Origin of the sequence: Porphyromonas vaginalis, from assembly GCF_958301595.1 — a bacterium.
GTDB classification, from domain to species: Bacteria; Bacteroidota; Bacteroidia; order Bacteroidales; family Porphyromonadaceae; genus Porphyromonas; species Porphyromonas vaginalis.
The window spans coordinates 654,182-668,709 of the sequence record NZ_CATQJU010000001.1; the positions used below are offsets into that span (position 1 = coordinate 654,182).

General features: G+C 52.8%; 9 protein-coding genes and 2 tRNA genes. 10 read left to right on the forward strand and 1 reads right to left on the reverse strand.

Features of this window, described 5'->3' with window-relative positions; translation table 11 throughout:
- Positions 1–98 precede the first annotated feature (98 nt).
- The 4 genes from Q2J34_RS02515 (at position 99) to Q2J34_RS02530 (ending at position 5,120) form a co-directional block, all read left to right on the forward strand.
- Positions 99–2,015 (forward strand): DUF389 domain-containing protein, encoded by a 1,917-nt coding sequence (locus Q2J34_RS02515; RefSeq protein WP_298887671.1) that lies wholly within the window; start codon positions 99–101, stop codon positions 2,013–2,015.
- A 41-nt stretch (positions 2,016–2,056) separates the two neighbouring features.
- Positions 2,057–4,168 carry a S46 family peptidase gene (locus Q2J34_RS02520; RefSeq protein ID WP_298887673.1) on the forward strand — a complete coding sequence of 704 codons (2,112 nt, stop codon included), beginning with the start codon at positions 2,057–2,059 and terminating at the stop codon, positions 4,166–4,168.
- 128 nt (positions 4,169–4,296) lie between these two features.
- Positions 4,297–4,980, forward strand: a complete 684-nt coding sequence (gene trmD / locus Q2J34_RS02525; RefSeq protein ID WP_298887675.1) for a tRNA (guanosine(37)-N1)-methyltransferase TrmD — start codon at positions 4,297–4,299, stop codon at positions 4,978–4,980.
- Between the two features lie 62 nt (positions 4,981–5,042).
- A tRNA-Pro gene (locus tag Q2J34_RS02530) sits at positions 5,043–5,120 on the forward strand.
- A gap of 239 nt (positions 5,121–5,359) precedes the next feature.
- Here Q2J34_RS02530 and Q2J34_RS02535 read toward each other — a convergent pair.
- A complete protein-coding gene (locus Q2J34_RS02535; RefSeq protein ID WP_422763822.1) occupies positions 5,360–6,577 on the reverse strand; it encodes an ISL3 family transposase in 1,218 nt (405 codons plus the stop codon).
- 99 nt (positions 6,578–6,676) lie between these two features.
- Here Q2J34_RS02535 and Q2J34_RS02540 point away from each other — a divergent pair, with 99 nt between their 5' ends.
- From Q2J34_RS02540 to leuS, 6 genes are all read left to right on the forward strand, one after another.
- Positions 6,677–7,036, forward strand: coding sequence for an ISAs1 family transposase (locus Q2J34_RS02540; protein ID WP_300969194.1), 360 nt, complete (start codon positions 6,677–6,679; stop codon positions 7,034–7,036).
- Between the two features lie 111 nt (positions 7,037–7,147).
- Positions 7,148–7,236: transfer RNA gene (locus Q2J34_RS02545), tRNA-Leu, on the forward strand.
- Positions 7,237–7,320: 84 nt separating this feature from the next.
- The gene (locus Q2J34_RS02550) at positions 7,321–8,142 is read left to right on the forward strand and encodes a glycogen/starch synthase (RefSeq protein ID WP_298889822.1); all 822 of its coding nucleotides are present in this window, start codon (positions 7,321–7,323) and stop codon (positions 8,140–8,142) included.
- Between the two features lie 377 nt (positions 8,143–8,519).
- Positions 8,520–10,385, forward strand: coding sequence for a 2-oxoacid:acceptor oxidoreductase subunit alpha (locus Q2J34_RS02555; RefSeq protein ID WP_300969195.1), 1,866 nt, complete (start codon positions 8,520–8,522; stop codon positions 10,383–10,385).
- Positions 10,386–10,399: 14 nt separating this feature from the next.
- Positions 10,400–11,443 carry a 2-oxoacid:ferredoxin oxidoreductase subunit beta gene (locus tag Q2J34_RS02560; protein ID WP_298889818.1) on the forward strand — a complete coding sequence of 348 codons (1,044 nt, stop codon included), beginning with the start codon at positions 10,400–10,402 and terminating at the stop codon, positions 11,441–11,443.
- Positions 11,444–11,662: 219 nt separating this feature from the next.
- Positions 11,663–14,479: a leucine--tRNA ligase gene (gene leuS / locus Q2J34_RS02565; protein ID WP_300969196.1), complete on the forward strand. Its 2,817-nt coding sequence runs from the start codon at positions 11,663–11,665 to the stop codon at positions 14,477–14,479.
- Positions 14,480–14,528 lie beyond the last annotated feature (49 nt).

Sequence of the window (14,528 nt, forward strand, 5' to 3'; positions counted from 1 at the left end):
AAGAGTGAGTTTTGAGAGATATCCTATATAGAGCTATCAACTTTCACCCAAAGGTACGAAAAAAGAGATTAGAAGCTAGAGGCCGAGAGGTGTCTGCTATGGAAGAAAATGAGTACCTTAGCAGTCCCGTATGTATACTTGGTCGCAATCATCGTATGCCTTCCTCTGAAAACTCCTCTCCTACGATCGACGTCATGAAGCGTCTGGTCGCTCAGCAAAAGTCTTCTCGCCATCAGCATCACGAGCCGATGGCTGACGAGCTGTCTAGCTGCCCGATGACTCCTATGTATGATAAGGTAGTACACGATACGACTACCAGTCATCGTTCACACGACAAGGCTGCGACTGACCAACCCATCGCTAATAAGAAGGGAACCCTCGTCTCTAAGACGACCCCAACGTCTCAACCAACAGCTACGCGCCAACAGCCAACAGCCAGCACCAAACAACCAACAGCTAACAGCCAACAGCCAACGGCCAGCACCAAACAACCAACAGCCAACAGCCAACAGCCAACGGCCAAACAGCCAACAGCTAACAGCCAACAGACAACCGACAAACAGCCAACAGCTAACAGCCAACAGCCAACAGCCAAACAGACAACAGCTAAACAGACAACAGCTAACAGCCAACAGACAACCGACAAACAGCTAGAGGAAAAAATCTGGTGGATGAGTGCCTGGCGGTGGTTGCGTCGACTCCTAGACTTCCGCGAGGATAAGGCGGGCGATGTGGCAACCATCGAGTCGCTCAAGGGGGATGTGGAGTTTCGTGGTACCAAGCTCTGGATCCTCATTTGCGCTATCCTCGTAGCCTCGATAGGTCTGAATGTCAATTCGACGGCGGTCATCATCGGTGCAATGCTTATCTCCCCGCTGATGGGCCCAATCATCGGCTTCGGACTGGGCTTCGGCATTGCCGACCTAGATCTCGTACGTAAGTCGCTGCGCAACCTCGCCCTGACGACGCTCTTCAGTATCCTGACAGCTACGATCTACTTCCTCTTAACTCCGCTTGATCAGCCCGGCAGTGAGCTGCTGGGACGTACGGAGCCGTCGCTGTATGATGTATTGATTGCATTCTTTGGCGGTGCTGCGGGACTGATAGCAGGTAGTAGCAAGAGCAAGGGGCAGGTACTCCCCGGCGTGGCTATCGCTACGGCACTTATGCCACCGCTCTGTACAGCGGGCTTTGGGCTGGCTACGGGCAATTGGGCATTCTTCTTCGGTGCTATCTACCTTTACATCATCAACTCGGTCTTTATCGCCTTCGCCACCTTCGTGATGGTACGCATCATGCGCTTCCCGATGAAGGCAGTCGCCTCGGGCGATATGCGCAAGCGTAGCTATCGCTGGATCACGGTGATCGCCGTCTGCACACTGATACCGAGTATCTACTTAAGTATCCGTCTGGTGCGAGACTCCTATCAGGAGCAGCGTGCCAAGCAGTTTGTCGCAGACCACTTTGCTCCCCCAGCTCATCAAGTGATCCGTCAGTCTTTCATACGAGCGGATGGGGACAAGCGTGCCTACATAGACGTAGTCCTGATCGGCAAGCCTCTCTCGGCTCAGACGATAGACAGCATAGCTACCCTACTGCCTAGCTATGGGCTGTCTAACTTCGACCTACAGGTGCACCAGGGGATCGACAACGAGGCTCCTACGGACTACGAGCAGCTGGGCGGCGTCCTGCTGCGTGACCTCTACGAGCGGTCTGAGCGCACCGCCTCTGAGCAGCGTGCCGAGATCGACTCGCTGCGTCGTACGCTCCTGCGCTACGACTACTACAAGTCTCTAACGCACGACGTGAGCGATGAGGCGAAAGCGGTATTTACCGATATTAGCAAGGTGCGGCTCATGCCCTCGATGGAGTTTATCCAAGGACAAGACTCCGTCCTCCATATCCTCGTGACGACCCCATCGCATCGCATCTCCCCGGCCGAGCGTAACAAGCTCGAGCAGTGGCTACAGAGACGTACCAAAACGGATGCGCTCGAGCTGATCCTGACGAACTAACTAAGCAGAATAGAATACTAACTTTAATAGATAAGCGTCTTATGAATAAACTACAGACCTTGCTCCTAACCCTCTGTGCACTCCTCGTGTGCAGTGCTACAGCACGTGCCGACAAGGGCATGTGGGTACTCAGTGAGCTCAACGAGCAAAACGAAGCTCGCATGCGTGAGCTGGGCTTTAACCTATCCCTAGACCAGCTCTACAATCTAGACCAGCCATCGATAGCACGTGGCGTGGTCATCTTCGGCGGTGGTTGTACTGGTATCACCGTCTCCGACCAGGGACTACTCTTCACGAACCACCACTGCGGTTACGATGCCATCCAGAGCCAGAGTACCGTAGAGCATGACTACCTACGTGACGGCTTCGCCTCACAGTCTTTCCGTGAGGAGCTACCGATCCCAGGGCTCTCTGTCAAGTACCTGCGTGCGCAGATCGACGTGACGGCTCGCATCGAGCAGGCTGTCGCTGGCATCACCGATGAGGCTCAGCGTCAGGAGACAATCGACAAGGTCTCTGAGGAGATCGTCAAGGAGTACACGAAGTCTCCCTTTGACGCTGTCGAAGTAACCCCCTTCTACGCTGGTAACAAGTACTATGTCGTCATCTACGACGAGTTTAAGGACGTACGTCTTGTGATGACCCCACCGAGCAGCGTCGGTAAGTTTGGCGGTGACACGGACAACTGGATGTGGCCTCGTCACACGGGCGACTTTAGCGTCTTCCGCGTTTACGCTGATGCTAACAACCAGCCCGCTGAGTACGCTGCTAGCAACAAGCCTTACCGTCCTGTCTACTATACAAAAGTCTCTCTCCAGGGCTACCAGGAGCAGGACTACGCGATGACCATTGGCTTCCCAGGCTCTACCGATCGTTACCTCACCTCCTACGGTGTCATCGATCGCATCGAGAATGAGAACGCACCCCGCATCGAGGCACGTGGCGTCAAGCAGGAGATCTGGAAGCGCGCTATGGACGCTGACCAAGCTACCCGCATCAAGTACGCTAGTAAGTATGCACAGAGTGCGAACTACTGGAAGAACTCTATCGGTATGAACCGTGGTCTCGAGAAGCTCCACGTCGTAGACCGCAAGCGCGCCGAGGAGGAGGCATTCACTCAGTGGGTCGCTCAGACAGGCAAGCCTTACGGCAATATCCTACCCGACCTGAAGCGTGCTTACGAGGAGGCTGCTCCTTACAATCGTCAGCTCAACTATATAATCGAGACGATGCTGAGCGGTAGCGAGATCGTATGGCTCGGCTATCAAGCTATGGTAGCTGCAGGCTCTGGCGACAAGAAGGAGCTGAAAGACCTCTACAAGGATTACCTCCCCAACCTAGATCGTGAGGTACTCCCGGCTATGCTCGCCCTACTACGTACGAAGCTACCTGCTGACAATCTGCCCTTCATCTATCAGATCATCGACGAGCGCTTTGGCGGTGACTACAAGGCTTATGCTGAGGAGCTTTTTGCCAATAGCGTCGTACCTTATGAGGATAAGATGATGGCCGTACTGGCTATGGATCCGAACAAAGTCAAGGAGACTCTAGCCAACGACCCTGTACAGGAGCTCGTCCAGAGCGTACTGATGTACTACTCGACCTTGATCAATCAGTATATGGAGTACAACCACGCTATTGAGAAGGGTAAGCGTGAGCTCTTTGCAGCTATGAGCGAGTTCCAGCCTAACGCACTTCGTCCATCAGACGCTAACTTCACGATGCGTATGAGCTATGGTCGCATCCTCGGCTACGAGCCAGGTGATGGTGCGTGGTACTACCACTTCACGACGGAGCGTGGTGTCTTCCAGAAGCAGAACCCCAACAGCAGCGAGTTTGCCGTACAGCCTGAGATCCTCAAGCTGCTGAGCGATCCTGCCAACTTCGCACCTTACGGTGTGGGTAATCACCTCTTCACCTGCTTCCTCTCGGACAACGATATCACGGGTGGTAACTCAGGTAGCCCTGTCTTCGACAAGAATGGTAACCTGATCGGTCTAGCCTTCGATGGTAACTGGGAGGCTATGAGTGGCGACATCGAGTTTGAGCCTGACCTACAGCGCACTATCTCGGTAGATATCCGCTACGTCCTCTTCATGATCGACAAGTGGGCTAAGTGCCCCCGTCTGATCCAGGAGCTGACCTTCGCATAAGCGAGGAGAGGTTGTGATCGGAGTAATCGGAGGGATCAGAGTGATCGGAACAATCCGATCGTTACTCGTCACCTCCGGTTACTCCGATTTCATTTCGATTACTCTGACTATTTCGACCACACGCCTATATGCGCATAGACATTATCACCGTACTGCCTGAGATGATCGAGCCGTTTGTCTCGACCTCTATCGTGGGGCGAGCACAGCGTGAGGGCTTTGCCGAGGTACATATACATCAGCTCCGCGACTATGCGACCAATCGCTGGGGACGCATCGACGACTACCCCTACGGTGGCGCTGCCGGTATGCTCATGTCGATCGAGCCAATCGACCGCGTCATCACCGAGCTGCGTAGCCAGCGTGACTACGACGAGGTTATCTTCACGGCACCCGATGCGCCAGTACTCACGCAGGCGGTCGCCAATGAGCTGAGTCTCATGGAGAACATCATCATCCTCTGCGGTCACTACAAGGGGATCGACCATCGTATCCGTGAGCATCTCATCACGCGTGAGATCTCCATCGGGGACTATGTCTTGACAGGTGGTGAGCTAGCGGCAGCGATCATTGCCGATGCGACCATTCGGCTCATACCAGGCGTCCTAGGCGATGCGGATAGTGCGCTGAGCGACTCCTTTCAGGATGGCCTGCTCACACCGCCTATGTACACCCGCCCCGCTGAGTACAAGGGGTGGCGCGTACCTGAGATCCTCCTCAGCGGCCACGAAGCACGCATAGCGCAGTGGGAGCATGAGCAGGCGGTCGCCCGTACGCAAGCTCTCCGCCCCGACCTCTTAGGAGAGGAGAGCTAAGTTTTAGGGCCGAGGTCGCTTGTTTAGTCCAAAAATAAGTTGTATCTTTGCACAACGAAATACGGGATGTAGCTCAGTCCGGTTAGAGTGCGCGTCTGGGGGGCGTGAGGTCGCTGGTTCGAATCCAGTCATCCCGACCAAGGTCATCAAGACCTACTGCGAGAGCAGCTCATATAACATGGGCTGCTCTTGTTGCATTTAGGCGGTACGGGACGACGCATTATGAGACTGTTGACTTTTGCAACAGTCTCCTCTAATCTCTATCCTCTAGCCTCTAATCTCTATTTACATATCTTTACGGAGAAATTCGTCCGATTTCCTCCTTTCTCGAATATCCACGTGGAAAATCTCAAATCTCCACGTGGATATTTTTTATGGTTCATCCGAGATTCTGTGTGATGACCTGATCGTGGAGAGCAAAAAGTCTTAGTTGAAAGTAGTCCATATCTCTGTATCCGTAGGCAATCCTTTTGAGGACTTTGATCTTGTTATTGATTCCTTCGACCACCCCATTGGAAATGGGGTGATCATACCAATTTAGAATGCCCCATTGATAGAGCCGGATAGTTTTAGCTATTTGTTTGACATGCCTAACACCCGAATCGTCTGCTTGTTCGAGCCACTTCTTCAAAAACGACTCAGCCTTTTCTTTTGAGGTCTGCTGCCAGAATAGTCTAAGATCTTCTTTGAGGTAGTATGCTATAGCTAGAGGCTTGTTCATAGCCAGCACATTCTCTAACCTTGTGCGATGAAGCGCATCCATTACGTCTGCTCCATTTGCTAGAAGTAAATACCTAACTCCTTTGATAACCTTACGCTTATTGAGATCTGTCTCCTCTCTATATAGGTCTTTGCGAAGAGCATCGATCTTCTGATTCATCAACTTCATAATATGAAAGTGGTCTAAGACTATCTGAGCTTTCGGTTGATACGCCATCACTGCGCTTATATAGGCTGGGGAAAGATCGCAGCTGACTGCTTCAAGCGTTATCTTTCTACGTTTGAGCATTTCCCAAAAAGGGGTTAGGGCTTCTTTGTCTTTACCTGGATGACTATAAACAATCCGTCCCGTGTCGTGGTCTACGACAATGGTTTCGTAAATGTGTCCTTTTCTAACAGCAAATTCATCTATGCCGATGCGTTTGAGTCCTTTTAATTTGGGGCTTTTGTATCGCTTGTTTAGGTAGTCTTTATGGATGCTTTTGATTAGATCCCAGCCGACACCTAGATGGTTCGCAACAGCCTTAATCGTTCCCATTCTAAGTAAGTCAATGACATGCTGCGCAAATCTATAAGTATAGGACTTGCCTTTCAATACTCCAGGAATCTTTTGCCAGCCATCCCAATGGCAAGAGGTGCATTTATAGCGTTGGTTCGTCAGCTTGAGATAGCAACGGCGGGAGCCAATAGGTAAGGTTTGTATCTGTCGCATTCTTGTTCCATTTTTGAGCAAGGTGTAGGAGTGGCAATGGGGGCAATAACAAAGCGGACGTGTGGAGCGTACGTGTATGATTGTTTTGTTACCTTTGTACTCGCAACGAGTATTGACAACGTCTCGTACTCCAAAGCTGTGATATAGGAAGCTGGTTTCTATCATAAGTACTAACGAATAGTATTGGTTAACTTTTTCAAAGGTACTAAAGATAGAGCCAGCTTCTTTCTTAGCCCACGATCAGGTCATAACACAAAATCTCGGATGATCCTGAAAAGTATCCATATGATGACAAGAGTACGGACGGACAAGAAGACAGATAAGTCCAGCACCGAAACCACCTTCTATATTTCTAGCCTGACAGACGGAGCGGAGATCTTCAAATTAATACGTGAGCATTGGGCTGTGGAAAACAAGCTACACTATATGCTGGATATGCTTTTTAGAGAGGACTACTCTACCAAGAGAGCCCGCAACGCAGCTCAGAACATGAACATTATAAACAAGATAAACCTGACTATCATTCAACGGCTTAAAGACAAGCTCAAAGGCACATCAACGCTACGCCTGAGGAAAAAGCTTGCACGAATGACTCCAGAGGAAATCTTCGAAATGGAATTATAATGCGTCAGCCCTGGCAGATCTCTAACCTCTAGTGAGGTCTAATCTCTTTTTTCAGTACCTTTGTCGCGCGGTGGGCGTGCAGGCTCATCGCATGCAGCATGTCGTGCTGTGGCCCAGATGGTGGAATCGGTAGACACGAGGGACTTAAACTCCCTTGGCCAATTGCGGTCGTGCGGGTTCAAGTCCCGCTCTGGGTACCAGCCTCTCGGCGAGTCTCGTTTATGTGGGGAACGGCCCGTCTCGCTAGTTTTTAGTATCTTTGTGGAGAACGAAAAGAATTCATCATGGCTGCCAAAGACAAAAAAGTACTCTATATATCTCAAGAGATATTCCCCTATCTGCCTGAGAGTGACCTCGCACATGTCGCTCGTTACCTCCCTGAGCATATACAAAATGCTGGGCATGACGTGCGCATCTTTATGCCACGCTACGGACTGGTCAATGAGCGTCGTAATCAGCTCCACGAGGTGATCAGGCTATCGGGTATCAATGTCATCGTCGATGACTATGACCACCCGCTCGTCATCAAGGTTGCCTCCATACCCTCTACACGTATACAGGTTTACTTCATCGATAATCCTGATCTCTTCGGGCGTAAGAGTCTCTTTGGTCCAGCTTCGGAGGGTGCTCCTAGTGACAATGCGGATAGGAGTATCTTCTTCATTCGCGGGGTCTTTGAGGCGATTAAAAATCTTCGCTGGATACCTGATCTGATACATTGTCTGGGGTGGTTCTCAGCCTTGGCACCAGTCTACCTGAAGACAGCCTACAAGGACGATCCATACTTCGAGCGTGCCAAGGTGATCTTTTCGGTCGATGGCAATGAGGAGGAGGGGCTGATCGGTGACGATCTGATTAAGAAGCTCGAGTTTGACAAGATCACGGGCGATATGCTGGCGCCACTACAGGGGGAGGTGACGCCCGATGCGCTGCGACGTATGGCGATCCACTACTCTGATGGGGTGATCCTCGGGCAGGAAAAGGTCTCTCCTGAGCTGATCAAGTACCTACACTCCGAGCCTGACCACAAGGTGCTGGAGTACCCAGGTCCAGCGGCTGATCATGCGGAGGCTTATGTGGACTTTTACCGCAGCCTGACGGAGTAGGTGCTTACGTCTGCCCTATAGAGCAAAGCCCCTAGTGACGGTTGTCGTTGCTGGGGGCTTTGTTGCGTATACTCGTTTCGTGAGCGAGGAAGTGAGTGTCGGTACTTTCGTACCTAAAAAAGGCTAGTATCAGCGAAATAAGTCGTACCTTTGTGCTGTCCATGTGACGGTGCCGATCAAATTACAGTGGAGGTGCTGTGGCAGTTGCTAGTATTCCCCTATTTCTAGCGTTTGCTCATCAGCCCCCCTCGACTGTAGGAGATAGGGCATAGTCTTATGGTGTGCAAAAGTTTTTATGTAGGGGTCTATTGCTAGGAAGGTCTCGCTCAATCACCCTCTCAAGGAGTTGAGCCCTACGCCTTTTATTCATCCTAATTATGACAGACAAACCGAACAAAAGAATTATCGAAGAGGTAGTCGTACGCTTCTCAGGCGACTCGGGCGATGGTATGCAGCTCACGGGTTCCATCTTCTCTGATATGTCAGCGATGTATGGTAACTCGGTCTCGACGTTCCCCGACTATCCCGCTGAGATCCGTGCTCCTCAAGGTACACTGGGAGGCGTATCGGGCTTTCAGGTACGTATCGGACATGATCAGGTCCATACGCCTGGAGACTATGCGGACGTACTGGTGGCGATGAATGCCGCTGCCCTCAAGGTCAATGTAAAGAATCTGCGTCACGACTCGATCATCATCATCGATAGTGACTCCTGTGGAGAGAAGGATCTCAAGAAAGCTCTCTACCAGACAGATGATCCTATCAAAGAGCTAGGACTCAACCCAGATAGAGTACTCGCTTGCCCCATTAGCACGATGGTCCAGGAGGTGCTCAAGGATATAGATATGGACGCTAGAGGCAGACTAAGATGCAAGAACATGTTTGCCCTAGGTATCGTCTCTTGGCTATTCGACAGACCCCTCGAGCAGGCGGAGCACTTCATCAGCAAGAAGTTTGCTAAGAAGGAAGTCATCCGTCAGGCCAACATAGCAGCCCTCCACGGGGGATACTCTTATGCGGCTAATACCCATGCTTCGGTAGGCACTCCCTTTGTCATTGAGGGCGCACCACAGGAGGCTGGCGTATACCTAGATGTGACGGGCAATAAGGCTACCGCTTTCGGACTCATAGCTGGTGCTGAGCGTGCTGGACTCAAGCTCTTCCTGGGCTCTTATCCTATTACTCCCGCCACAGACATCCTACACTTCCTCGCTAAGTACAAGTCTCTCGATGTGATCACGATGCAGGCTGAGGATGAGATAGCTGGTATCTGTACAGCCATCGGAGCCTCTTACGCTGGTCGCCTAGGTGTCACCTCTACCTCAGGACCTGGTGTGGCGCTCAAGAGTGAGGCACTCAACCTCGCCGTCATCGCTGAGCTACCACTCGTACTCGTAGACGTACAGCGTGGTGGTCCCTCGACAGGTATGCCTACGAAGTCAGAGCAGACCGACCTCCTACAGGCTATGTATGGGCGCAATGGTGAGTCCCCAATGGTAGTGATCGCTCCTACCTCTCCCTCTAAGTGCTTTGACGCTGCTTACTATGCAGTCAAGATAGCCATAGAGCACATGACGCCCGTCGTCCTCCTCTCAGATGCTTATCTGGGTAATGGCTCGGTGGCATGGCGTATACCTGACTACGAGAAGTATCCCGAGATCAAGCCTCACTACGTAGATCAGTACAAGGGTGAGGACCCGTGGATGCCTTATATGCGCGACCCAGAGACGCTCGTACGCTACTGGTCTATACCAGGAGCTGGCTCACTGCCTTATCGTACAGGTGGTCTGGAAAAAGATAATAAGACTGGTGCTATCAGCACGGATGGTCCTAACCATAAGCTGATGGTTCTGCAGCGTCACAACAAGATACAGCACATTGCAGAGGTGATCCCACCGCTCACCGTAGAGGGTGATGTGGATGATGCTGAGTTGCTCATCGTCGGCTGGGGTAGTACCTATGGACACCTGAGTGATGCCTGCCAGGCTCTTCGCAAGAAGGGGCACAAGGTAGCACACACGCAGTTTACCTTTATCAATCCTATGCCTAAGAACACCGAGGAGATCCTACGCCGCTACCCACGTGTCGTCGTCGCTGAGCAGAACCTCGGTCAGATGGCCATGCTACTACGCAACAAGGTCTCTGATGCCAATATTTATCAGTACAATCAAGTGCAGGGACAACCCCTCAAGGTGGGCAACCTCGTCACTGCCTTCGAAGAGATACTCGCTGAGCAACTGTAAAAACCACAACTGCTATGATTGAAACAAATAGTAATCTAGAGAAGGGCACACTACGCTTTGCCCCCAAGGATTTCAAAAACGCATCACCCGTCAAGTGGTGCCCAGGTTGTGGCGACCACGGTGTCCTAGCTGCTGTCCATAAGGCGATGGCTGAGCTAGACATAGCTCCCGATGAGACGGTCGTCGTCTCAGGTATCGGCTGCTCCTCGCGACTACCTTATTATATGAGTACTTTCGGCTTCCACACCGTACATGGTCGTGGTGCTGCCGTTGCTACGGGCGTCAAGGTGGCTCGTCCAGACCTCACCGTATGGCTGATGTCTGGCGATGGCGATAGCCTCGCTATCGGTGGTAACCACTTCATCCATGCCGTACGACGCAATGTGGATATCAATGAAGTCCTCTTCAACAACCGCATCTACGGACTGACCAAGGGACAGTACTCGCCTACATCGCCTCGTGGACTCGTCACCAAGAGTTCGCCTTACGGCACTGTCGAGGATCCCTTCGAGCCAGCCGAGCTGGTCATGGGTGCTCGTGGCAACTTCTTCGCACGCTCACTCGACGTCGATCAGCCTACGCTCACCGCTTGCCTACTGGCAGGTGCTAAGCACAAGGGCTTTGCAGTCACAGAGGTACTGGTGAACTGTATGATCTTCAACAACGGTGCACACGCTGCTATCAGCGACCGAGCCGTACGTGCTGACAAGACGATCGTCCTGCAGCATGGCGAGAAGATGCTCTTCGGTGAGGACAAGCAGCGCGGTCTCGTGCTAGACGGCTTCAAGCTGCGTGCTGTGACGATCGGCGAGGATGGCTACACGCTCGACGATGTGCTGACACACGATGCGCACGAGCCTAATCCCTTCCTACACATGATGCTTGCCGCTATGAACGGTGCTGACGGGCTCCCCGTCGCTATGGGTGTCATACGTGATGTCGAGGGCCCGACCTACGACTGGGCTGTCCAAGATCAGATCGATCAGCAAAAGGCAAAGAACAAGGTACGCACACTCCGTGAGCTACTCATGACGGAGGATACTTGGGAGATCAAGTAAAGCAATCGTCTAAGCCTACTTCATCACCTGCGTAAGGTGACAAAATAGCGAGGGAGACTCAGCAGTGAGTCTCCCTCACTGTCTCTCTGGCCGTTGGCTCTTGGCTGTTGGCTAGGGTCACTAATGCTCCTAGTGGCACTAGCTCTCTAATCTCTAACTTCTAATCTCTACCCTCTAATCTCTAATTTCGTACCTTTGCGCTATAATCGAGAGAACTGTATGGATTACAATCACCACGACATAGAGCAGTCGGCTCAGCGCATCTGGCAGGATGCTGATATTTATCGGGTAGAGATAGACCGAGACAAGCCTTCGTACTACGTACTCGACATGTTTCCCTATCCCTCGGGAGCGGGACTACATGTGGGGCACCCGCTAGGCTACATTGCTTCTGACATTTACGCTCGCTATAAGCGTCTGCAGGGGTACAACGTGCTGCATCCGATGGGGTACGATGCCTTCGGCCTGCCAGCTGAGCAGTACGCTATCCAGACGAATCGCCACCCTGAGGAGACGACGCGGGTCAACATCGCTCGCTACCGTGAGCAGCTGGACAATATTGGCTTTGGCTTTGACTGGAGCCGTCAGGTGGTCACTTGCGATCCTGAGTATTACAAGTGGACGCAGTGGGCTTTCATACAGCTTTTCCACCATTACTACGACACGGCCACCGATCGTGCCGAGTCTATCGACAAGTTGGTCAAGCATCTCGAGGCGCATGGCACAGAGGGCTGTACCGCTTACAGCAGTACGCCACTGGAGCTAACGGCTGAGGAGTGGCAAGCAGCGAGCGAAGCGGAGCGGTCGGAGTGGCTGATGCACTACCGCTTGGCTTTCCTTGGGGAGAGTGTGGTCAACTGGTGTCCTGAGCTCGGTACCGTCCTCGCTAATGACGAGGTGAGCGACGGCGTGAGCGAGCGTGGTGGCTACCCAGTAGTGCAGCGCAAGATGAAGCAGTGGAGCCTCCGTGTCTCTGCTTATGCGGAGCGTCTGCTGGCGGGTCTGGATCAGCTCGACTGGAGCGATGCGCTCAAGGAGATGCAGCGCAACTGGATCGGTAAGTCGGTCGGAGCGTCGGTTACCTTTAAGGCTAGCACCGCTCGTGGTGAGCTGCCTATCGAGATCTTTACGACCCGTCCCGACACACTCTACGGAGTCACCTTCATGGTGCTAGCTCCCGAGAGTAGCCTGGTAGCAGACTTAACTACAGGAGAGCAACGTGAGGCTGTCGAGGCATACCTAGATCGTACGAAGCGCCGCACGGAGCGTGAGCGCCAGGCAGATCACTCGGTGACGGGTGTCTTCACGGGCTCCTACGCACAGCACCCGCTCACGGGTGAGCAGATCCCGATCTGGGTCAGCGACTATGTGCTAGCGGGCTATGGCACGGGCGCTATCATGGCGGTGCCAGCGCACGACTCGAGAGACTTTGCTTTCGCACGGCACTTTGACTTGCCGATACGTCAGGTTGTTTTGCCAAAGGGTGGCGAAGCGTCCGACCCGTCCACTTGGAGCGAAAGCCTCGACAGCAAAGAGGGCGAACTAATCAACTCGCCGCTCCTCAATGGCAAACCAGTCTCCGAGGCGATCGACTATATGTGTCACTACCTCGATGAACACGGTCTGGGCAAGAAGTGGATCAATTACCGTCTGCGTGATGCCATCTTCAGTCGTCAGCGCTACTGGGGCGAGCCGATACCTATATATTATAAGGAGGGCGTGCCGCACACGCTACCACTCGACAAGCTTCCACTGACCCTTCCCGAGGTGGACAAGTATCTCCCCACGGAGAGTGGTGAGCCTCCTCTCGGGCGTGCTAAGCATTGGTGTACTGAGGAGGGCTATCCCTACGAGCTCTGCACGATGCCAGGCTTCGCTGGGAGTAGTGCTTACTACCTACGCTATATGGATCCGCACAATAAGTCTGCATTGGTCTCGTCCGAAGCTAATAGCTACTGGCGCCAAGTGGATCTCTACATTGGCGGTACTGAGCATGCTACGGGTCACTTGATTTATAGCCGCTTCTGGAATAAGTTCCTCTATGACCTCGGGGTCGTCTGCGAGGATGAACCGTTTAAGCGCTTGGTCAACCAAGGAATGATCCAGGGACGCTCTAACTACGTCTACCGCATCAAGGGGACAAATCAGTTTGTAACCTACTCGCAGCGTGAGCAGTACGATGTGACGCAGATGCACGTGGACATACACTTAGTGCAGAACGACGTACTCGATCAGGAGGCGTTCCGTCAGTGGCGTGACGATCTCCACGACGCCACCTTCATCACTGAGGCGGACGGCAGTTATCTCTGTGGCTCTGCTGTGGAGAAGATGAGTAAGTCGATGTTTAACGTGATCAACCCTGACGAAATCATCGATCAGTATGGTGCCGATACGCTCAGGATGTACGAGATGTTTCTCGGACCTCTGGAGCAGAGCAAACCGTGGGATACAAATGGTATCGATGGGGTGTACCGCTTCCTCAAGCGTGTCTGGTCGCTCTACCACGACGGGGAGGGGCAGCTCGCTGTCTCAGCCGAGGCTCAGGCAAGCCGCGAGGAGCTCCGCACCATCCATAAGCTGATTCAGAAGATCACGCAAGACATCGAGCGACTCTCCTTCAACACCTCCGTTTCAGCCTTTATGATTGCTGTGGGCGAGCTACAGAAGGCGCAGACCACCTCGCTAGAGGTGCTACGCCCCTTGGTGATCCTCCTCTCGCCCTTTGCCCCCCATATCGCGGAGATGCTGTGGCAGGAGATGCGCGCTACATGCAGTAGCGAGACGCTCTCAGCCGAAAGCATCGTTACGGCCGCCTGGCCCCAGTGTGACGAGTCGCTCATCGCTGAGGACTCGGTACGCTATCCTGTCAGCTTCAATGGTAAGGTGCGCTTTAACCTTGAGCTCCCCGCCAGTCTCTCCAAGGAGCAGATCGAGGAGCAGGTGCTGGCGCATGCCGATACGATCAAGTGGATCGACGGCAAGCCCCTCAAGAAGGTGATCGTCGTGCCGGGGCGCATTGTCAACATTGTGTTGTAATGATAAAGTCTTCGGGTCCTGTCGTACTTGCGCGGGGCCAAGGGAAGAC